The sequence below is a fragment of the Enterococcus sp. 125944 genome (genome assembly GCF_051909435.1).
GTDB lineage: Bacteria > Bacillota > Bacilli > Lactobacillales > Enterococcaceae > Enterococcus_D > Enterococcus_D gallinarum.
The window spans coordinates 12,539-33,753 of record NZ_JBQASY010000007.1 but is presented as its reverse complement, the minus strand read 5'-3'; the positions used below and the strand labels follow the sequence as shown (position 1 = coordinate 33,753).

The following is a 21,215-nucleotide window of genomic DNA, read 5'->3' as shown; positions in this document are numbered from 1 at the left end:
AATATTCTTCGCTGACAGTTTGCTATTCTTACCAACCTTTCTAGGGTTTATTTCGTAATAAGGTATAGCTAGAATGGCTGCTGTGGTGGCAGCCCTAGTATTCGTTTCCTTTATCTGTTTGACGATATTCATCCAGCTCAGATGTCCGCTTTTGCGCATTCATTTATAGATAGTTAACATTTATGTGATTATTTCTATCTGCAATTAATCATACTAAAGAATCAGTTCTTTAAATAGCCCTTTCTCATAATAAAAAATCTGGGGCTGTGCCATAAGTCTCCTACAAGTAACAATATCCGAACAGTATATAGTATTGCTCCTGCGGTGCAGTGGCTCCTCGTCGCAAAAGTCCGAAGAGTCCATCCTAGCAATCGTATATTATTCGGTTTAACTTGTTGGATGATGACTTATGTCACAGTCCCAGATTTTTTGCAAAACGACACGTCATTCCTTATTGATGAAGGGCCTGCCGATGGTATAACCAATTTTTTTTGCTGTTCTTTGACTCGAAAGATGTCCCTCTTTTACAAACATGCTGTGAAATCTTCAATTTGTCCTTCTACACTTTTTTTCTCTGTTTTTTAAGTACCACATCACAAAGACAATGACTAAGCCTACCATTCCTATATAAGAATAGGTGCTTCCAGTTTGTGGGAGTGTTCTTGGATCATTCAGGTCCGGTTGGGTGGGTTCTTCCTCTTGGTAAAAGCTCACAACCGCACGATTCTCATTTGTTGTCGCATGTCCAATCACTGTGCTCCTTGAAAAGACGGGGATAAAAAAGCATAGACCGACCAAAAACACGACCACTCTCTTTCTCATCGAATGCCTCCTATCGTCGGATCCCCGACTAGTTCCCAAGTAATTGTTGCTTGATACTCTCCCTTGTCCACAGGTGTATTGGCAGGCAAATGAAGTGACACACCGGTTAATGTCTGGTCTTTTACTTCTCCAATTTGAATGATTGTTCTTCCGTATTCATCTCTTGTTTCTGATCCATCTCTTGCCGCAATCATTTGAGGGGTGGTTCCCAACAGGATATCATTTTTGGGAATGGAAATACCTGTATGAACAGATTCGATCACTTTCAACTCCTTCAAAGCGATGGCTGCCTCTCTTAACTCCTGATTTCTTTCATTTATAAAAGGGCTCATCGACGCATAAAGGCTCCACTGGGCAGTATCACTGTAATCACTGACCATAATCGTTGGAGCAGACTCTCCTTGCGCTGGAATATTTTGTCTACGGCTCGTTTTTAGGACGTCGCCAAAATCAAAATTGCCATGAGCAATTCCCGCCAACTCCAGTCGTCCAAGTCCAACTGCAAAGGATACCTCGTACGTCATTGAAAAACGGTATCCATTTTCTTTTGTTTGTGTCACTTGTACAACTGCTTTGCCTTCTTTGCCTGGTAATAGTGCATCAGAACGGATCAAATCAAACGAAAGCTCTTCTTTTTCCTGTTCCGTAAATTCTTCATGGAAATTGAAAAATTCTGTCATTCTCTGAAGGATTTCTTCTGTTGAACCGCTAGCTGCAAAAGTTAATTTATTCGTCGTTAATTGATTCACTCGCAACAATTGGAAGCCGCTTGGTGTCATCATATACAGAGCCTCTGGCCAGCCAATCGCCTCTCGAACAGGTTCTTCATTTCTCGTGACCCATGTATTGGCTCCATTGTAATTCTGATTGGCTACTGCGAACCTATTTACGCTTAATCCGATCACATCACCAAAGTCAATCGGACTATTGTTTAACACATTGTTCCAAGCTTGTACGACACTGCTTCTTGATTGGTTTACTGTAAAAAAAGGAAGCAGCGTTTGGTTGGTGTAATCGTTGCGATAAATCGTATAACGTGGTCTTGATGTAACTTGATTCGGCCAAGAATTGCCAAATCCTTCTGATGCAACAAGAGATGGTCCGTTATCATTGATATGAAGACTGATTACTCCAGTGCTAGCACTGATTGCTGCTTCTCGTGAAAATATCGAGTGGCCCCATATCACTTCCACCGGTACATTTATCTGAGTCGCTGCTTGTGTTTCTACATGTACGACGGTGATTGGGACTTGCAGATTTCCCAGGAAAGTGGTGTTCGGTTGATTCAAAAGAGTGACTTTAAAGTCCTCATCTGCGACTTCATCTCCATTCAGCCTGACGTTTGTCACTAACTCATTCAGTCGTTCCTCGACAAATTTCCCACCTAGTCCTATCTTTTGAGGGACTGCTTCGGCTGTGAGCACAGTTTCGTCAGAATAACCGCTATGTTCACTTGGTTGAATCGTTTTAGACTCTTCCGTTCTGTCTGGAATCGTGCTTAATTCAGGATCAATGTTCTCTTCATCCAACCCTGAATCAAGCAAATCTAAGTTTCCCTCTGATTCATCAGCCGCATGATCTTCTGCATCTACGGGTTCAAAAAATTGATGTTCATCTGAATCAAGAGTGGAACTTTGGTCTTCTGCCCTTTGCCTCTCTGACGCATCAACGGTTTCCGCAATTAGGATTGTCGAGGGAAGCAAGTGCCCTGTAACGAGTAAACTTGCTATGGTGATAAGGACATTTCTTTTCATTTGATCGCGCCTTTCCCTTCAAATTAATCCAGAAGAATTTAGGGTGATTTATCCACCTATTCCTGTAGTCGGATCCGCAACCAGCTCCCAAACAATCGCAGTAGAATATTCAGTATTGTTTGCTGTGGTATTGGCTGGTATACGCAATACAACACCGTCAGTATGCCCTTCTCCATTTGATTGTCCTAATGCTAATGCCCAAGCACCTGACCCTTGCGCGGCATCTGCTGTGGCTAGCGTTTGTGCCGCTGCTCCGAGGACGATCTCATTTTGATTGACTATTGGTGTAGCAGCCGTTGCATTCACATAACGCAGCCCGGATAAAGTAATCGTTGCCCCAATCAATTCATGACCACTCGCATCTGCCAATTGATTCGGCTGTGATACTTGTAATTCCCATCCTAGCCGTTCACTTCCTCGGCGATCTTCTGTCGCGACAAAAGGCACACGCGAGACTTCTTCACCGTTTACCCACACATGATCGAGCCGTGCTTTTTGTTCAATCGCACGCGAGACATTTTGAATCTGACCAAAATCAAAGTTTGATACATAGTTGATCCGTAAAAGTCCCGGATAAGGATTGGTTGGTTCTTCGGGAGTAACCTCATTTCCTGGATTCTCCGGGTCAGGAACGACTGGGTTTGAAGAGTCATTTTCCAAGATATTCACTTTTCCTTCAGTCGTAATATTCGCTGCGTCATCATAAGTTGCCGCATCCCCCATTTTGCTACCCAATCCAAGACTAGCTGCTAAAAGTACAATTGATAATGTTCGTGTCGTTTTTTTCATTTTCTTTCCTCCGTTATCCTTTTGAAGTTCATTTTACGGGGTGTTCCTTCATAGTTTCACAAGATCCTGCTCATTCATTTCATTACGATTAAGCATTTTATGCTCTTTAATTTGCTGGATGACTCCGATAAGCCAGTCCTTTTTATATCATGGGTCGTTTTCTTCTCTTTTTTCTCCGAGTCCGCCTTCGAGTCCACCACATCACCAAAAGAACGAGGATCACGCCAATTCCGACAAATATCCCATATGACATGTAGGATGTCGTCCGCTCTAGATTGACCGCACTTTGATTTAATTTCCGGGCATCCGCATTCGTAATGGAAAAAGATTGTTCAAAGCGATACTCTTTTTCATCAGCTGTTACTTGCATCTTTAGAACATAATTCCCTGCTTCAATTGGCTGATTTCCAGCAGGGATGCCAAAGTTGAAATTAGAATTTGGTGCCATTCGCAACTCGTATGCGTCATATGTATAGATAGGGGTTCCACTTCCTTCTCTATAAATGCTTGACTGAATAGACATGTCGCGAACAATCACAGCAGCTCTATTTTGTAGATTTGCTTCAATGTGATTCCGATAATTACGCTGACTCGCGGTCACCTCATTTAAAGACAATTCATTTTCAACTGCTGACCCGCCTACTCGATTTAAAAGAATGCCTACCGTATAGGCGACTTCATGAATCACAGTTTGTTCACTCTGCTGATTCTTTTTTTCAGTAAAACGAATGCCTCCAAGGATATCCCCTTCCCATTCTTCTTGTGGTAAGGAGATAATCAGTGTTGTGAGTACCGAAGAACCTGCAGGAATCAGGAGTTCACTCTCTTCAATTGCGACCAGTTGATCCATTCGATGAATGAGAGAAGCATCATACGCTTCTTCCCCTAAATAACTGGGGATTCCATTTTGATTCGTAGAAGCTGGATTTACGGTCACATTCACGCTGATTTCTTCTTCAGAAAGGTTATACACTCGAATTGAAACAGTGCGTTGCTTTCCTGGCTCGTCAATGATATGGTAATAGCCATTCTCATTCACATTTCCATTCTCATCTAGTGGTTGGATTGAGAACGTATTGACGTTTTCTGCAAAAACTTCTTTTTGGAAGAGACCAATAGTCAATAGCGCCAAAACTGCTATCATGACAAATCGTCTAATTTTTTTTCTTAAATTGTTGTTTTCCACCACACCCCTCCTCAGTCTAATCTTTTGATAGTATAACTTGACGGTAAAGGCTGTCCCAAATTCATATCGACCTTCATTTTGACTAAAAAAAGGAGTGAATCTAAAAAAAAGCAAGAGCAATCAATAATACGCAATGATTGCTCTCGCTCTTTTTATATGAAAAATGTTAATTTAATTATTAAAAATGATCCTGCTGGATGTTATAAGCGGGTTTACTGCATGATTCAGCGGAATAACTTAAATAGTGCCTCATTCAATAAGGATAGGATTCCCATGTCCTTATTAGATGTAAATAACCTATCTCAAGCGTATACGTCTGATTAAAAGCACGATCGATTTATTGCATGATCTCTCATCAAGTAACCTAAATGCTCTTTGACTGTTCAGTGGTATTATCTTATCTACATCTTCGTGTGTCAGTTGTAGTGGAAAGAGTCACAAACAACACTGATTATTGAAGCAACCCAATAAGTTAGATTTTTTGGGGATGATCACTCTGGTGTAGTTATTCAGTCCAATTACATCGGAACCATATGCTTATTTTTCAAGAGAAAAGATGCGATCCAGTCAAAGATTTGTTGAGGATCGGCTTCTTGTTCGAGTAAGTTGAAAAAACTTTCCTGTTCCAACAAAGCGACGAGCTCGGCAATGGCAGATAGATGTTTGCTGTGATCAATTGCTGAGAGGGTGAAGATGTATTTAATCGACGCTTTTTTGTTGATTATCACTGGTTCTTGTAAGACTGTGATGCCTAGGCCTAGCTTTAACGCGCCTTCTTCTGGCCGTGCGTGAGGCAATGCTACTTGATCCATGATAATGAAAAAAGGTCCTTCTTTGCGAACGTTTTGGATGATCGTATCAATATAACCACGTGAGATCACTTGATCCTTGATCAGTGGCGTTGCTGCCAAATAGAATGCCTCTTCCCAAGAGCGTACTTTTATATTAGTCAAAATGTACTGTGGGTTAAGCATATCAATCAACGCAACGGGCTTTCTTTCCTCGCCTAGGGTTGCTGAATAAGCTGGATTGACTTCTCTTCTGGTAAGGAGCAATTGCAATTCTTTCTTCAAACTTTTATCATCTTCGATTGTCGCATGCTTTTTGATAACAGCCATAAGTTCTTCCACCCCAATCAGAGAAATAGCTTCGCTGGGCTGATGGTAAACTTCTTGAATCAATTGATTTCTTTCTTCATTGGTCATTATTGGATTTACCACATAAACTGGCTTTTTCAGTGCATAAAGACTGACATTGGGTACCGTAGTAAAGATCAGGTCACATTCAGGGCGCTCAAGCAATAGTTCTTTGGTCTCAATGGGTCCAATAAAAATAATGTCCGGAAAAATCATTTTTAATTCATTATAGATCATGGCAGAGCTGCCGATTCCATTCGGACAAACAATCACACCAATTTTTTGATTGACTTGATATTCATCAAAGTCATTAATCAAAGAAGCAAAGTGAATGGTCAAAAAAGAGATTTCATCTTCTGGGATTCCGCGTTCAAAAAGATTTCCGATGGGACGTAATGTTTCTTGAACAATCTGATACAAATCTTCGTATTCTTTAATAATCTTTTTATGTAAGGGATTGATGATCGGCAATTGAAAAAACAAGCGATAATAGGCTGGTCGAAAGTGACTATACAATTGATTGATGACCTTTTGCTGGTCTTTAAAGCGGATACCAGACAACAGTTCAAAGCGTTTGATGATGCGCTCGACCAATTCATGAATAATCGAAAAATCCGCTGATGGGTAGGTAGTATCCCCTAGCGCCATCCCCAGCAGCCACCCACAGACATACAATTGGGCTGATTTATTTGTGATGGAAAATTCTGCTAATAATTCTTTTGCAAACAAATATTCTTTCATCTGAAAAAATGTTTGGTAATTATAGGTTTCATAAAAAACTAACCACTGCTTGTTTAAGCGAGGAAGCATCATCGTAAACAAATAAGAAAACTCATTCAAGCGATTTTCTACTAACTCTAACGAAAAAGTTTTTAGTTTTTCCCTTGCAGCAGCTTCAATCTGCGAGAAGCCATCAATTTTTTCATTGACCAAGAAATAGTGATAGACAAACTCCTCCTGATTATCCCCAAAATCATGAAACATCATCTTCATAAAAAAATTGCGCAGATTTTCTTCATTCCCCATCAACCCATAGCCGTTTTTTCGCGTATAACCAATGGTGATCATTGACAGAGCCAGTTCTTTTTCTAATTTTTTTATATCTGCCATAAAGGTGGTCTTGCCGACACGCAGCGCAGATAAGAAATGATTCACAGAGAGATAGTCTGATTCATAATAAAACAACATCAGAAAAATATATTTTTTCCGTTCTTCACTATTCATCTCATACTGGGTATAAACAGCACTGTTTAGGAAATCATTCAGAAAAAAAGCTTTTGCTTTTGGTGCTAATTGAATAAAATAAGGATCTGATCGAATCAACGGCTGTTTGTTGGCTTTTAATAGTTCATTGATTTTTCTAATTGCATAATCCAGTTGATTTTTTGACAGAGAAAAGAAGCGCATCATCTCCTCTTGCTCCATCAATGGTTTTTGAATCATTTTCTGTATCAGCTGTAATGTGCGTTGATCGATCATGATCCTCACTCCCCTCTTTGTTAATCCATAAATGTGTCAATCTCCTTGCGCAAACGTGTCGCATTCTTCGCGATTTCTGCTTGCGAGCCTTTTGTCAATAATGTTCCAACTCCCATACATTCTACACCAGCATTCAACCACTCTGTAACATTTGTCAAAGAAACGCCACCTGAAGATAAGATCGGGACAAACGGCAATGGTGTTTTGATCGTTGAGACGATCCCGGGCCCATGTAAAGAAGACGTTGGAAATGCTTTGATCATATCCGCCCCTGCTTCAAGAGCTTCTAAAACCTCAGAGATAGAAGTACAGCCTGGCATATAGCTGATCTGATAGCGATTGCTTATCTGTGCGACTTCCTTGGAAAAAGCTGGTGAGATAATGAATTCAGCATCATTTATAATCGCATCCCGGGCGGTTTCGCTATCCAATACGGTTCCAGCACCGACAACGATTTCATCTTGATAGATTTCCTTTAACTGCTTGATGATTTCTCCGGCATTGTTATTCGTATAACTGATTTCCAAGCAAGTTATACCACCGGCTTTACAGCCTTCAACAATTTCAACGGCTCGTTCCACTGTTTCGACCCGTACGATGGCCATGATTTTTTCTTTATGGATCCGGTTGAGGATCGCGAGCTTCTTATTCATTGAATCCCTCCACTTTTCGATATTCCGCTAAAACTTGATGAATCTCTGGATAGTCCTGTTCACCTACTGGCAGCACCGGCAGCTTAGGATCACCAACAGGAATCCCCATCCAACCTACGCTGTATTTGAGGACACTGGGTACTGTACCGAACTTTAAGATACGGCGAAAGTCTTCAATACTTAATTGATAGTTTCTTGCCTGCTGGATCTCTCCCATTTTAAATGCGTGATAAATAGATAAGTCAGTTGTCGTTAAGACATTTGAAGTCGCTGCGACTGCCCCATCAGCTCCACATTCCAATGCTTGCAAGATCAAAGAGTCAGAACCTACTAAAATAGAAAAGTCATCTCGTCCATTCAAGTTGAGATAGCTTTTGAGGTTTTCTATATCCCCGCTGCTATCTTTGATACCAATAATAGTGGGTATTTTCAGCAATGCTTTAAAAATGGTTTCATTGATCGAAATGCCAGTATTTTTAGGAATGTTGTAGAGAATCAATGGGAGCTTTGTCTTTGCAGCAATCATTTTGTAATGTTGGATCACTTCTTGATCCGTAAGCTTGATCAAATAAGGAGTGATAATGGAAGCCGCTGTGACTCCAATGGTTTGAAATTCATTCACTAAATCAATGACAGCTTCTGTCGAAATCCCGCCTGCTCCTGCAAATACTGGTACCCGACCTGCAGTCTCTTCCACAACGATCGTTGCCAATTCGAGCTTTTCAGCATGAGACAATGCATAAAACTCCCCGTTGGTCCCTAAAATAAATAACCCATGGATCCCTTTCGCAATCAATTGATTGACTAGCCTTCTAGTGGCTGCTCGATCGATTCCCTGCTCGTCTAAAGGAGTGACCATGGCTGTAATGATTCCTTCGATCTTCATTCTTCGACACTTCTTTCTTGCATGATAGCACTCCCTAAGCTTCCTCCAGGATGCCATGCATAATAATCATCAATATCAATGGCAGCTTCTTGCTGCAGTAAAATCGACAAGCTTTGTAAAACGATGATTTCTGCCAATATCGAGATTCGTGGGGGCTTGTTCAACGGATCTCCTTCATTCGTGATGCCAGCAAACAAGAAGGCATCGGAATGTTTTTGCAGCCATGAGTCGATACCTCCACTCACTCCGATGACTTTTATTCCTAAAGCTTTCAGAGTAAGAAGCGATTTTTTCAATTCTTCTGTTTCGCCGCTATTGGAAATAGCAATCACGACATCCCCTTTTTCGGCTTGTCCGGCAGAGCCGTGGATCGTTTCAGTTCCATCTAAAAAATAGGTAGGAGTGCCTGTGGAAGAAAGCAAAGCTGCTATATATTCCGCAACATGACTTGGCTTACCGATGCCAGTCACATGCACACGCCCCTTCTTTTTTTTCGCAGCAACGATCAGTTCAGCTGCATCGATCAACTGTTGTTGATTGATCTCATTCAAATAAGCTGTAAGCTCATCTTTGGTTGTTTGCAAAAAATAAGCTAAATTCGTTGTTTCCATAGAAAATCCTTTCTGTCACTGATTCGTTTTCACTGAATCTTTGCACACTTTGAGATAGTTCTTTTTGCGTGCAAAGATTCAGAAGTTCAGCTGATGACAAATGTCTTAGCGATCGATTACTGACCAAACAAACTTAATAGTTTATCTAATAAGATTCCCATGACGTTGTAGTCGATATTTGGGAATGTCGATCCCTCGATGCCTAAGCTACCATACACCGGGTAAAGAACTGTTGGTAAAAAGGCGAGTAACAGCCCGATGACAAAGGACCCTGCAATCGCTCCCCGCCAACCGCCAGTAGAGTTTCCAAAAACGCCGGCTGTTCCTCCGGAGAAAAAACAAATATGGGCTGCTGGAATGATCACGACTGGAAACTTGAAGACTACCATAATCAGCACCCCCAATAAGCCAGCGACATAAGAGGATAAGAACCCTACAATGACTGCTGTTGGTGCAAACGGGAAAACAGTTGGCACATCCAATGCCGGACGAGAATTTGGAATGAATTTTTCCGAGATCGAAACAAATGCCGCCGTAATTTCGGACAAGAACATGCGAACACCGGTCATCAAGATCGACATCCCCGCAGTAAAGGTAAATGCCTGCACGAAAGGAAAGACCAGCCAATGAGTCGTTCCTGCTAATTCTTGAGTGACATCTCGCCCCGCTTTTAATGCGGAGATATAGAATAGCACTAGCATAACTGCCGCAACGCCCATCAAGAAGTCTCTAAAAAAGGATAACCATTTAGGAAAATTGATGTGTTCCGTTGTTTTATCTTTGTGTTTACCAAATAGCATCCCAATGTAACCAGACAATGCATAACCCACCATGTTAAAGTGTCCAATGGCGGTCTCATCACTGCCAGTAATGCGCCGCATAAATGGTTGGCACAGCTGAGGTAACGCAGCAGAGAAAAAGCCGAGTAATGTTCCGCCAATTAATATCGCTGGAATATCAGCAAACTGATGAGCCTTTAGAATCAATGACAACACACAAGCGAAAAACAAACTATGTCCTGTGGTAAAGAAAATATTTTTAAATGGCGTGATTCGAGCAATGACTAAGTTCATCAAAAAGCCGAGAATCAATGTACAACTGGTCACAAATGCAAATTCTGTTTGGGCTAGTGCAGTGGCGGCCTCTGGCGATGCAACGACCCCTACGATGTTGAACCCTTTTTGGAATAGGGTATTGAAATTCTGTAGTGCGCCAGTCATGATCGAACCGCCGGAACTGAATACTAAGAAACCGATGATGGTTTTAAAGGTTCCAGTCAACACTTCGGTCATTGATTTTTTTTGGGCCAATAACCCAATCATTGCAACTAAACCTAAAAGTACGGCTGGCGTACTAAGAAAACTGATAATTAAATCCATGAGCGTTTCTCCTTCATTGATTTTTAGACTAATGCGGCTGCGATTTTTTCTTTGATTTCTTTCTTATCAACGATGTTGTTGATCCCAATAATGGTTTGCTGTAAATTTTTTTCTCTTAATTCATTGGCAACATCTGTCAAAGTAATGATCAAATCTCCCGTAAAGCCGGAGACAGCATCTAAAGACGCATGTTCCACCTCGATTGGAAAGTCGTTTTCCCGGATGACTTCATTCACTTTGATTTTTAACATCAGACTTGAGCCTACGCCTGCTCGACAGGCAATCAATGCTTTATGCATAGTTATTCTCTCCTTCAAATTTTTTTAGAAATGCGATTAGCTCTTTTTTTTCGGTCATCCTTCCTAATAATTCCAGAAAGTCTTTGTTGCCCAGCAACTCAGCCAGTTCGGATAACAATGAAATATGGGATTCATTGTCTGGTGCGCTAAGAGGAAACAAAAACTTGACGGGGTCATTTGATTCATGACCAGAAATGACGGGTCGTTCTAATCGAGTGAATCCTAATGCTAATTTCTTTGCACCCTTCTCTATGGGTGCATGAGGCAGCGCAATTTGTTTCGTAATAACAATGTAAGGCCCAATCTCATGATAAATGGAAAGGATGGATGAAATGTATTCATTCTCGATGACATCGGCAGTCAATAGCGGCTGTGCGGATGCTTTGATTGCTTCGTCAAAATTTTCTACTGAGATATCCAATTGGATATAGTCTTCTTTTAATAATTCGCTTAACAAAGTTAACCACCTCTCGTACAAAGAATTCTCGAGTCTTCTTGTATGCGTTTACTATAAGCAATATCACTGGTACCGGCAATAGTGATTGCGTTCATCTCTTCTAGAAAAAAGCTTGAAAAACTGAACTGTAGCCAATGAAATTTGCTGAATTTTGCTGTTTTACCAACTTACAACAGCTATCCCTCTCTCAGTTTTTGTCATTCTGTTCAACTTATAGGTACCATTACTAGAAAAATTGGACTAAATGCTTCTTAAGATCTGCTGCACATTGATCTAAACACTGAATAAAACAGAAAAAAGCAGACATCTTGATTCAAAAGATGTCTGCTTAATACATGTCATAGGTTAGTGAGACAGATTCAGCTGCTTATTTCCATTTTAAATTTAGCAGCTCCATCATTTCATGATACGCGGTTTCGATTCGCTGGCGTTTGTCTTCGGGTACTTTATCCGCATACTTCCCCCCAGGAAGATATTCTTCTGCCAGTACAACTTGAAAATCATAGGCTTCGGTAGTGCCAAACTCCGGATCGTTATATCTACGATCAGGGATCGGTTCTTTAGAGACCCATGTTGGATGCAGCTTGATATCACTCAAAAATGTACGATCACCTTCTTTTGTGAGCTCGACTTCTGGAATGACCCCTCGCTCGGTCCAATAGTTGTTGACTGTTTCGTAGCGTTGATTGGATAGCAAATTTCCCATTGAATAGAGAATAAATTTTTTCTCGCCGTCTTTTTCGATGATTTCTGTTGGTTCAGCGACATGTGGATGACCGCCAAAAATGATGTCCGCTCCGAGGTCGATCATTTGTCGATAAATCTTCTGCTGTTCTTCTGTAGGTTCTAAGGAATATTCTACACCGAGTTGCGGCATAACAACGGTGATGTCGGCTACTTTCTCTGCCTCTTTGATTTCAGCTGCTACTTTTTCCATGGATAAATCTTTTAAATAGGTCGTATATTCTTCCGGTGCCAAGCTAGCTTCATTGCCATTGAATCCGTAAGCATAAGCCAGCATCGCTACTTTGATGCCATTGGCTTCTTTGACGAATATCCCTTGATCATTTACATTGACACCAATCGGCTCCAATCCAATCTCCTGAAAAGCATTAGCAGTCGTTTTAAGCCCTTCGATTCCAGTATCCAAAATATGATTATGGGCTAGATCAATCACATCAAAACCAGCTGCTTTGATACTTTCTACTACATTCGGAGGCGCATTAAAGGTAGGATAACCGCCTAGTTCTTTGTTGGGATTGATGGTGCCTTCAAAGTCACCAAAAGCAATATCGGCAGAAGCGATCAACGGTTGCACCTGCTCAAAGTCATTGTCAAAATCATAGCGTTTCCCATCAAATGCACTCATATAAACTGGTCTGTGATAGAGCATATCGCCACTTGCTGTCAGAGTGATTTTCGACGATTGAGAGGCCGTTGTTGTTTCTTGGCTGGAAGTAGACAGTGCCACTTGGTTATCTGGGGAGCTTGTTGACGAATCAGTCCCAGTACGCATGGTGTGAATCAGCCAATAACTAACGGCAATCGTAACAAGCAGTAAACTTATGCTCAATGCCCATAGAAGCTGTCTTTTCCGTTGTTCAATCCTTCGTTGCTGCCTCATTGCTGCTCTCCGCCTTCCCAATATTAGCCTTCTTTGTCAACATTTTCTCATTACCTATCACGTTATGCATTGCACGGTTTCTTGCTTTTCTGCTTTGAATGAGCTAAAATCGCTAATTTCCTTTCGATAAAAGAACTATATATAGCAAATAAATATTATATATATAATTAATCATACTAAAGAAACAGTTCTTTTGATAGCCCTTTCTCATAAAAAGAGCAGCTAGGCATTTCTGCCTAACTGCTTTACTCATACTCGCTAGTTACCTAATAAAACTGGCGTTAGATTCATGGATGATTTTAGATTTTCTCTTCATGCTTTACCGGACAGCTTTGATGGCAATCAGAACAACTGCCTTTTTTGACCATTCGATAAAGCACTTTTCCTGCATAGCCAAAGATCACTAGACTTAAAAGAATCGTTGCAATCATTTTTCGCCTCCTATTACTTCTCCGACTACTTGTAATAGTGGTGAATTTTTTTGTTGGGGTCTCTTTATCAGAGCAAACAGCAACAAACCAAGAACAATCAACGCTGCCAAGGTTCCTACTGTCAGTTGCCCTCCTTCAAAGAAGATATGCCCGAATTGGTAAACAATCAGACTTGCACAATAAGCCAGTCCACACTGATAACTAATAGCCAACCAAGTCCACTTGCTATCCCCCATTTCACGATGGATCGCGCCGATGGCCGCAAAACAAGGGGCACACAATAAGTTAAAAATCAAAAAGGAGTAGGCGGCTACTGGGGTGTAATCGCCTCGCAGCACTTGCCAGATCTCTGTACCGGTTTCAGAAACCCCACTTTGGCCGTACAAAATCCCAAAAGTCCCGATGACATTTTCTTTTGCCACCAATCCTGTAATGGTCGCCACGGCACCTCGCCAAGTGCCCCAGCCTAGTGGCGCAAAAATCGGTGCTAACAAACGGCCGAAAAAGGCTAAGATGCTTTCTTCTTCCCCCACTCGATCAAAGGTAAAGTTGTAGCTAGAAGTAAACCAGATAAAGATACATGCAACGAAGATGATCGTTCCGGCTTTTTTGATGAAAGCTACGGCCCGATCAATCGCACTTTTCAACACGGTTCCTAGTTGCGGCAAATGATAGGCAGGCAATTCCATGATAAAAGGCGCTGGATCGCCGGCAAAGAGAGCGGTCTTTTTCAATGCAATGCCTGATAAAACAATGGCTCCCATCCCAATGAAGTAAGCCGATGGTGCGACCCATGAGCTTTCGGGAAAGAACGCCCCGGAAATCAGTGCAATGATTGGCAGTTTGGCAGAACAAGGCATAAAAGTCGTGACCATAACGGTCAAACGACGATCTTTTTCATTTTCGATGGTTCGGCTCGCCATGACTCCTGGAACCCCACAGCCAGTAGCGATCAGCATCGGAATGAAGGATTTCCCAGATAAGCCAAACTTCCGGAACAAACGATCCATCACAAAAGCGATTCGTGCCATGTAGCCACAATCTTCTAATAAAGCCAAACAAAAAAAGAGCACAAAAATTTGAGGGACAAATCCAAGGACAGCCCCGACACCTGCCACGATCCCATCTTGGATCAATTCTTGCAGCCATTGTGCCACCTGCCATTGGTTCATCAACTGCTGTAGAATATCCGGAACCCAACTGCCAAATAACACATCATTGACCCAGTCTGTGCCCATCGTGCCAATCGTTTGGATAGATAAGAAGTAGATTCCCCACATGAAAAAGGCAAAAATCGGTAGTGCCAGTAGGCGGTGGGTCAACACACGGTCGATTTTATCACTTAAGGACAAGCGGTATTCCTCTTCCTTGATCGTTGCTAAAGCCAACAACTGCTGAATGAATTCATACCGTTCGTTTACTATAATCGCATCACTGTGCTCGTCAAAAATCATTTCCGTGATTTTGATAATTTCCGCTAATTCTTTTTCATTGCTCGGCGTCAAAGTGACTTGTTGACGAATCAATTCATCGCCTTCAAACAGTTTGATGGCAATCCAACGTCGTTTGCTTTCAGAAATCTCTTCGGGCAAAAGGGCCTTGATCTCTGCTAAGGCAGCCTCCAAACGGGAATCATAGACAACCACTGAGTCGCCATTCCCAGCTTTTTTCTTTGCGGCATCAATCAGCTTATTCAATCCATGTTGTTTTAAAGCACTGAAGCCAACAACAGGTACGCCTAGACCATAGGACAGCTTCTCAAAGTTGATCTGGATCCCTTTGCGCTTTAAGAGATCGATCATATTGATTCCCACTATTGTAGGCAGACCCATTTCCAACAATTGTAAAGTGAGGTAGAGATTCCGCTCCAAGTTCGTTCCATCAACGATATCTAAGACAGCATCGATGGGGGCTTCTGCCAAATAATTTCTCGAGATCACTTCTTCAGGAGTATAAGGAGACAATGAATAGATACCCGGCAAATCCTGGATCGTGATTTCTTTGGCTTTACGGAGCTTTCCTGATTTTCGTTCGACTGTCACTCCCGGCCAGTTCCCAACGGTTTGCTTGGCCCCCGTCAGTTGGTTGAAGGTGCTAGTTTTGCCGCTATTGGGATTGCCGACTAATGCGAATTGATAGGTCATTCCTCTACTCCTTTTTCAACAAAGACGAAAGCTGCTTCTTGTTTTCTCAGCGACAATTCATACCCTCTTAAGCGAATCTCGATCGGATCACCTAGTGGCGCTAGTTTCACGATATGAATCGGCACATTCTTGGTGATCCCCATATCCATCAATCGCCGCCGCAAAGCACCAGTCGTTGCAATTTTTACCACCTTGCCCTGCTCTCCTACATGTAATTGATCTAGAGAAGTCAAAACCGTCTGCTGTTGTCTTTCGGACACGTCAATCTGCTCCATGACGCTGGCATCCAATGCGATCCGGTTGTCCCGATGCAAGATGATGCCGCTTTTGCGGTTTTTTTGAACCATGAGAATGTCAACGCCTACCCGAAGACCCAAATCATTTAAATGCGCCGTGACGTTCTTTGGTGTCGCGATCGCTTCGATTTGGTATATTTTGGAAGCCTCTGTTTGCGCCATTTTCATGATTTCTTCCTCCTCTTGTGAAAGATTCCTATTATTTATCCGTTCAATTGAGAATGATTATCATTATAATAGAGCGATTTAGGACTAAAGTCAATCTGTTTCACAGATGAACTTGAAAGTTCGTTCACAATTCGAATTTTTTTTACTCACATCCATTGCATATTCTCGGATCTTTTTGGCTATAAATCGCGATTTCCTAGGAAAAATCGGCTTTTTTCGGTTGTATAAAAACCAGATAAACACTATAAATAGTGTATGTAATTTTCACAAGCACTAGATATAGTGTTTTTTCGTTGACTTTCTCCTAGACTTATTTATACTAGATTTATAACTACTACTGACTCGGAGGAAATCATTATGAATATTAAACTATTTTCAAAAAACAACTGTATGCAATGTAAAATGGCAAAACGCTTTTTAAGCGATAATCATATTTCTTTTGAAGAAATCAATATTGACAACCAGCCTGAAGCAATTGAGTTTTTGAAAGAACAAGGATTCCAAAGCGTTCCGATCATCACTTCTGATGCACAAACAATCATTGGCTTCCGTCCGGATCAATTACGTCAATTGGCCAGCTAAGCAGTAACTTAACCAATGTGTTTTTGGAGGATTTGTCAGTCGTCAAGACCTGCAGATCCTTTTTTATACGATCAAAACAAGGAAAGAGGTTGCCTTTTATGAGCTTAAAAGAAATCAAGGATGTAAGCTACTTTAAATTGAATAATGAAATCAACCGCCCCGTTGATGGACAGATCCCTCTACACAAAGATAAAGAAGCACTAGCGGCTTTTTTCAAAGAAAATGTTGAGCCAAATACGATGACTTTCGATACAGTTACTGACAAAATCAATTACTTGATTGAACATGACTACTTAGAAGAAGCTTTCATTCGTAAGTATCGTCCTGCGTTTATCGAAGAACTTTATCAGTTTCTATCTGAACAGCATTTTACCTTCAAGTCCTTCATGGCAGCGTACAAATTTTATTCTCAATATGCATTGAAAACCAATGACGGAACAGCCTATTTGGAAAGTTATGAAGACCGTGTGGCATTCAATGCTCTCTATTTTGCAGATGGCGATGAAGAATTAGCTTTGGCTTTGGCTGATGAAATGATCTATCAGCGTTATCAACCGGCAACGCCTTCTTTCTTGAATGCTGGCCGCAAACGCCGAGGTGAATTGGTCTCTTGTTTCTTGATCCAGTTGACCGACGATATGAACGCAATCGGTCGGGGGATCAATTCCGCATTGCAACTTTCTCGGATCGGCGGCGGCGTAGGGATCACGTTGTCTAACTTGCGGGAAGCTGGCGCGCCTATCAAAGGTTACGAAGGAGCTGCTAGCGGTGTGATGCCAGTCATGAAATTGTTCGAAGATAGCTTTAGCTACTCCAATCAACTAGGACAGCGTCAAGGTGCTGGTGTCGTCTATCTCAACGTGTTCCATCCAGACATCATCAGTTTCTTATCTGCCAAAAAAGAAAATGCGGATGAAAAAATCCGGGTCAAGACTCTTTCTCTTGGTGTGATCGTTCCTGATAAATTCTATGAATTGACCCGTAAAAATGAAGATATGTATTTATTCAGCCCTTATAGTGTCGAAAAAGAATACGGTATCCCGTTCTCTTATATCGACATCACCAAAGAATACGACAATTTAGTCATGAATCCTAAAATTCGTAAAACCAAAATCAAAGCCCGGGATCTTGAAAACGAAATTTCGAAATTGCAACAAGAATCCGGCTATCCTTATATCATCAATATTGATACGGCCAATCGTTCCAACCCAATCGACGGCAAGATCATTATGAGTAACCTTTGTTCCGAGATCCTCCAAGTGCAAGAACCTTCTGTGATCAACGGCAAGCAAGAATATGAAGTACTTGGTACCGACATTAGTTGTAATCTTGGTTCAACAAACATCGTCAATTTGATGGACAGTCCTGATTTTGGAAAATCCGTCCGTGCCATGACTCGCGCGTTGACTTTTGTTACAGATGCTTCTGACATCGACGTTGTTCCTTCTATTCAAAATGGAAATGCGTTGAACCATACGATTGGTTTAGGTGCAATGGGCTTGCATACCTATTTTGCGAAGAATCAAATGGAATATGGTTCTCCTGAATCATTAGAATTCACAGACTTATACTTTATGTTGCTCAACTACTGGACACTTGTAGAAAGCAATAACATCGCCAAAGAAAGGGGCGAAGTGTTCCATAACTTTGAGAAATCAGCTTATGCGGATGGCAGCTATTTCACAGACTATATCACAGGGGATTACCAACCAAAATCAGACAAAATCAAAGCGTTATTCGACGGTGTCTTTATTCCTTCTGGAGAAGATTGGGCCGCATTGGCAGAAGCAGTCAAAAAAGACGGCTTGTACCACCAAAACCGTTTAGCCGTTGCGCCAAATGGTTCTATCTCTTATATCAATGATACAAGTGCGAGTATCCATCCAATCACACGAATGATCGAAGAACGGCAAGAAAAGAAAATTGGGAAGATTTACTATCCTGCACCTTACTTGAGCAATGATACGATTGGTTACTATCGCTCAGCCTATGATATGGATATGCGTAAAGTTATCGATGTTTATGCAACTGCACAAAAACACGTGGATCAAGGAATGAGTATGACCCTCTTCATGCGCTCAGATATTCCAGAAGGGCTCTATGAATGGAAAGAAACCAGTAAACAGACAACCCGTGACTTGAACATTCTGCGTCATTATGCGTTCCATAAAGGGATCAAATCGATTTATTATGTACGGACCTTTACGGATGACGCAGAAGAAATCGGCAGCAATCAATGCGAAAGCTGTGTGATTTAATCACGCACGCTAAGCTAAGCACTGACTAAGAACAAAAAAACTACCTGATTGAATCAACTGTCTTCACCAAAGCATGATCGAGATGGATTAGAGATCCTCCCGAAAGGTTGAAGGCATTTGCGACTGACAATCAGGTAGGCTCCTTTTGTTCTTGTCTCTGGTATCAAGACTACTATTGGAGGAACCTAAGATGGGCAAAACTTATTATGAAGCAATCAACTGGAATGCGATTGAAGACATCATCGATAAATCAACTTGGGAAAAGCTGACAGAACAATTCTGGCTAGATACGCGTATTCCATTATCCAATGATTTAGATGATTGGCGGACACTTTCAGATCTAGAAAAAACAACGGTTGGTTATGTATTTGGCGGGCTAACACTGCTCGATACGGTTCAATCAGAAAGCGGAATGGATCAGCTGCGTAAAGACGTACGCACGCCCCATGAAGAAGCTGTTTTGAACAATATTCAATTCATGGAATCTGTCCATGCCAAAAGTTATTCTTCTATCTTTAGCACATTGAATACAAAAGCCGAGATCGATGGAATCTTTGAATGGACCAATACGAATCCCTATCTGCAAAAAAAAGCAGAACGTATCAATGAGATTTACAAGAACGGTACTCCCCTTGAAAAGAAAATTGCGAGTGTTTTTCTAGAAACGTTTCTTTTTTATTCCGGTTTTTATACACCGCTCTATTATTTAGGCAATAATAAATTGGCTAACGTTGCAGAGATCATTAAACTGATTATCCGTGATGAATCGGTACATGGAACGTATATCGGCTACAAATTCCAATTAGGTTTCAATGAGCTTCCTGAAGAAGAACAACAGCGTTTGAAGGACTGGATGTACGATTTGTTGTATGAATTGTATGAAAATGAAGAACGGTACACCGAAGAATTGTATGACGCGATCGGCTGGACGGAAGAAGTCAAAACCTTCTTGCGCTACAATGCAAACAAAGCATTGATGAACTTAGGCCAAGATCCCCTGTTTCCAGATACGGCCAATGATGTCAATCCGATCGTAATGAATGGTATCTCTACCGGAACCAGCAATCACGATTTCTTCTCTCAAGTGGGGAATGGCTATCTATTAGGAACGGTAGAAGCAATGAAAGATGATGACTATTTCATCGGTCTAGGAGATTAAAAAAAGTTGACCTTTTATTAGGGTCAACTTTTTTTCGCGTTTTGAAGCCTTACAGCATCACATTTTTAAGGAAGTCGAGGGTTTCATCCAAACATTTCTTTGATTCTTCTAGCGAATAATCAAATTGGTATTCATGATTGACTGCCTCAGGAACATCTTTGTAAAAGAGAGATTTAACTGGCACATCTAGCTCTTGAAGCTTCTGATCAAAAGCGATTCCTTGATCCTGGAAAGAATAGGCATTGCCATCCGTGATATAGGTTGGCGGAAATTCTTTGGTCAATTTATTGACTAATGACACTTGCTGCAATTCCTTACTGTTTTTCCAATCTTTGGTTCCTAATAAAGACCACGCGACTGTTTTAACAAAGAATTTCATGAAGCGATCATCAGAAGTTTGATGAGCCATTTGCTTCAAGTCAACAGGTCCGCAATAAGAAATGAATCCTTTTATATCTCCTGATGGGATCACTTGCGTCATCTTCATATCTTTGGCGTAATCCGAATTGGTTTGGATCGCTAAGAATTGCCCAGCAATCTGTGAGCCGGCAGAGTCTCCACCAAAAATGACTTTTTTAAAGTCTAACATTGGATATTGCGCTGCCTCTTTCTTGATCGATTGATAGGCTTGATTGATTTGTTTGACTTGCCCTGGGTATTCTAGACTAGGAGCCCACTCATAGTTCAATGAAACCACTGCCACTTGTCCGCGATCTGCTAAGTAGGTCGCAAATTCTTTGGCCCCTTCCTTATCACCACCGACGTAACCACCACCATGCACCCAGAAAACAACTGGTACTTTCGAAGCACCTTGGGGATAATAGAGGTCAAATGTACTACGATCATAGTCAGAAGTATAGGTCAGATCATTTTTTACCGTCACATGAGGCAAACTTTTTTGATACGCGGTTTCATCTGTGATCTTCACCTCGTCATTAAACATTTTTCCAATCAGATAGGCCCCTGGACGAGGCGACACTTGAAAAGCAATCAGTACGACTAGTGCTAGTGTTACTAGAATACCGACAAGCCATAAACAAACACGCAAAAATTTTTTCACATACATGCTCCTTTGCTCTTTTTTCAGCTTCTTTATTTAACC

The 21,215-nt window shown here is 41.4% G+C and carries 19 protein-coding genes; 3 read left to right on the top strand and 16 right to left on the bottom strand.

Going from position 1 to position 21,215, the window contains the following annotated elements; all coding sequences use genetic code 11:
• Positions 1-546: 546 nt before the first annotated feature.
• From ACTFWY_RS07885 to ACTFWY_RS07815, 15 genes are all read right to left on the bottom strand, one after another.
• Entirely contained in the window at positions 547-822 is a 276-nt protein-coding gene (locus tag ACTFWY_RS07885) for an LPXTG cell wall anchor domain-containing protein (RefSeq protein ID WP_171917652.1), read from the bottom strand.
• On the bottom strand, positions 819-2,576 hold the full coding sequence (locus ACTFWY_RS07880; protein WP_349703901.1) for a WxL domain-containing protein: 1,758 nt from the start codon (positions 2,574-2,576) through the stop codon (positions 819-821). Before ACTFWY_RS07880 ends, ACTFWY_RS07885 begins: the two co-directional genes overlap by 4 nt.
• 48 nt (positions 2,577-2,624) lie before the next feature.
• Positions 2,625-3,365, bottom strand: a complete 741-nt coding sequence (locus ACTFWY_RS07875) for a WxL domain-containing protein (protein WP_156248204.1) — start codon at positions 3,363-3,365, stop codon at positions 2,625-2,627.
• 142 nt (positions 3,366-3,507) lie between these two features.
• Positions 3,508-4,551, bottom strand: a complete 1,044-nt coding sequence (locus ACTFWY_RS07870; RefSeq protein ID WP_439926899.1) for a DUF916 and DUF3324 domain-containing protein — start codon at positions 4,549-4,551, stop codon at positions 3,508-3,510.
• A gap of 518 nt (positions 4,552-5,069) precedes the next feature.
• The gene (locus ACTFWY_RS07865) at positions 5,070-7,166 is read right to left on the bottom strand and encodes a BglG family transcription antiterminator (RefSeq protein WP_439926901.1); all 2,097 of its coding nucleotides are present in this window, start codon (positions 7,164-7,166) and stop codon (positions 5,070-5,072) included.
• 20 nt (positions 7,167-7,186) lie between these two features.
• Complete coding sequence (locus ACTFWY_RS07860) at positions 7,187-7,819, bottom strand: ketohydroxyglutarate aldolase (protein WP_349703898.1); 633 nt, start codon at positions 7,817-7,819, stop codon at positions 7,187-7,189.
• Positions 7,812-8,705: a 4-hydroxy-tetrahydrodipicolinate synthase gene (gene dapA / locus ACTFWY_RS07855; protein ID WP_252712092.1), complete on the bottom strand. Its 894-nt coding sequence runs from the start codon at positions 8,703-8,705 to the stop codon at positions 7,812-7,814. The genes ACTFWY_RS07860 and dapA overlap by 8 nt, the downstream gene beginning before the upstream one ends.
• Entirely contained in the window at positions 8,702-9,316 is a 615-nt protein-coding gene (locus tag ACTFWY_RS07850; RefSeq protein ID WP_003127416.1) for an SIS domain-containing protein, read from the bottom strand. The genes dapA and ACTFWY_RS07850 overlap by 4 nt, the downstream gene beginning before the upstream one ends.
• Positions 9,317-9,432: 116 nt before the next feature.
• The gene (locus ACTFWY_RS07845; RefSeq protein WP_156248206.1) at positions 9,433-10,695 is read right to left on the bottom strand and encodes a PTS ascorbate transporter subunit IIC; all 1,263 of its coding nucleotides are present in this window, start codon (positions 10,693-10,695) and stop codon (positions 9,433-9,435) included.
• A gap of 23 nt (positions 10,696-10,718) precedes the next feature.
• Complete coding sequence (locus ACTFWY_RS07840; protein ID WP_005471675.1) at positions 10,719-10,994, bottom strand: PTS sugar transporter subunit IIB; 276 nt, start codon at positions 10,992-10,994, stop codon at positions 10,719-10,721.
• Positions 10,987-11,451 (bottom strand): PTS sugar transporter subunit IIA, encoded by a 465-nt coding sequence (locus tag ACTFWY_RS07835; RefSeq protein ID WP_060815089.1) that lies wholly within the window; start codon positions 11,449-11,451, stop codon positions 10,987-10,989. The genes ACTFWY_RS07840 and ACTFWY_RS07835 overlap by 8 nt, the downstream gene beginning before the upstream one ends.
• A gap of 367 nt (positions 11,452-11,818) precedes the next feature.
• On the bottom strand, positions 11,819-13,075 hold the full coding sequence (locus ACTFWY_RS07830) for a CapA family protein (protein WP_208774666.1): 1,257 nt from the start codon (positions 13,073-13,075) through the stop codon (positions 11,819-11,821).
• 299 nt (positions 13,076-13,374) lie between these two features.
• Positions 13,375-13,506: a FeoB-associated Cys-rich membrane protein gene (locus ACTFWY_RS07825; RefSeq protein WP_071870149.1), complete on the bottom strand. Its 132-nt coding sequence runs from the start codon at positions 13,504-13,506 to the stop codon at positions 13,375-13,377.
• A complete protein-coding gene (feoB, locus tag ACTFWY_RS07820; protein ID WP_171917645.1) occupies positions 13,503-15,650 on the bottom strand; it encodes a ferrous iron transport protein B in 2,148 nt (715 codons plus the stop codon). Before feoB ends, ACTFWY_RS07825 begins: the two co-directional genes overlap by 4 nt.
• Positions 15,647-16,114, bottom strand: coding sequence for a ferrous iron transport protein A (locus tag ACTFWY_RS07815; RefSeq protein WP_138371580.1), 468 nt, complete (start codon positions 16,112-16,114; stop codon positions 15,647-15,649). The genes feoB and ACTFWY_RS07815 overlap by 4 nt, the downstream gene beginning before the upstream one ends.
• A gap of 357 nt (positions 16,115-16,471) precedes the next feature.
• On the opposite strand from ACTFWY_RS07815, the gene nrdH reads away from it, so the two are divergent.
• The 3 genes from nrdH (at position 16,472) to nrdF (ending at position 20,113) form a co-directional block, all read left to right on the top strand.
• Positions 16,472-16,696, top strand: coding sequence for a glutaredoxin-like protein NrdH (nrdH, locus tag ACTFWY_RS07810; protein WP_003127409.1), 225 nt, complete (start codon positions 16,472-16,474; stop codon positions 16,694-16,696).
• A 98-nt stretch (positions 16,697-16,794) separates the two neighbouring features.
• The gene (gene nrdE / locus ACTFWY_RS07805) at positions 16,795-18,954 is read left to right on the top strand and encodes a class 1b ribonucleoside-diphosphate reductase subunit alpha (protein ID WP_103300584.1); all 2,160 of its coding nucleotides are present in this window, start codon (positions 16,795-16,797) and stop codon (positions 18,952-18,954) included.
• Between the two features lie 190 nt (positions 18,955-19,144).
• Positions 19,145-20,113 carry a class 1b ribonucleoside-diphosphate reductase subunit beta gene (gene nrdF, locus ACTFWY_RS07800; RefSeq protein WP_349703897.1) on the top strand — a complete coding sequence of 323 codons (969 nt, stop codon included), beginning with the start codon at positions 19,145-19,147 and terminating at the stop codon, positions 20,111-20,113.
• A gap of 49 nt (positions 20,114-20,162) precedes the next feature.
• Here the strand turns inward: nrdF and ACTFWY_RS07795 are convergent, their stop codons facing one another.
• The gene (locus ACTFWY_RS07795) at positions 20,163-21,179 is read right to left on the bottom strand and encodes an alpha/beta hydrolase (protein WP_349703896.1); all 1,017 of its coding nucleotides are present in this window, start codon (positions 21,177-21,179) and stop codon (positions 20,163-20,165) included.
• Positions 21,180-21,215: the final 36 nt, after the last annotated feature.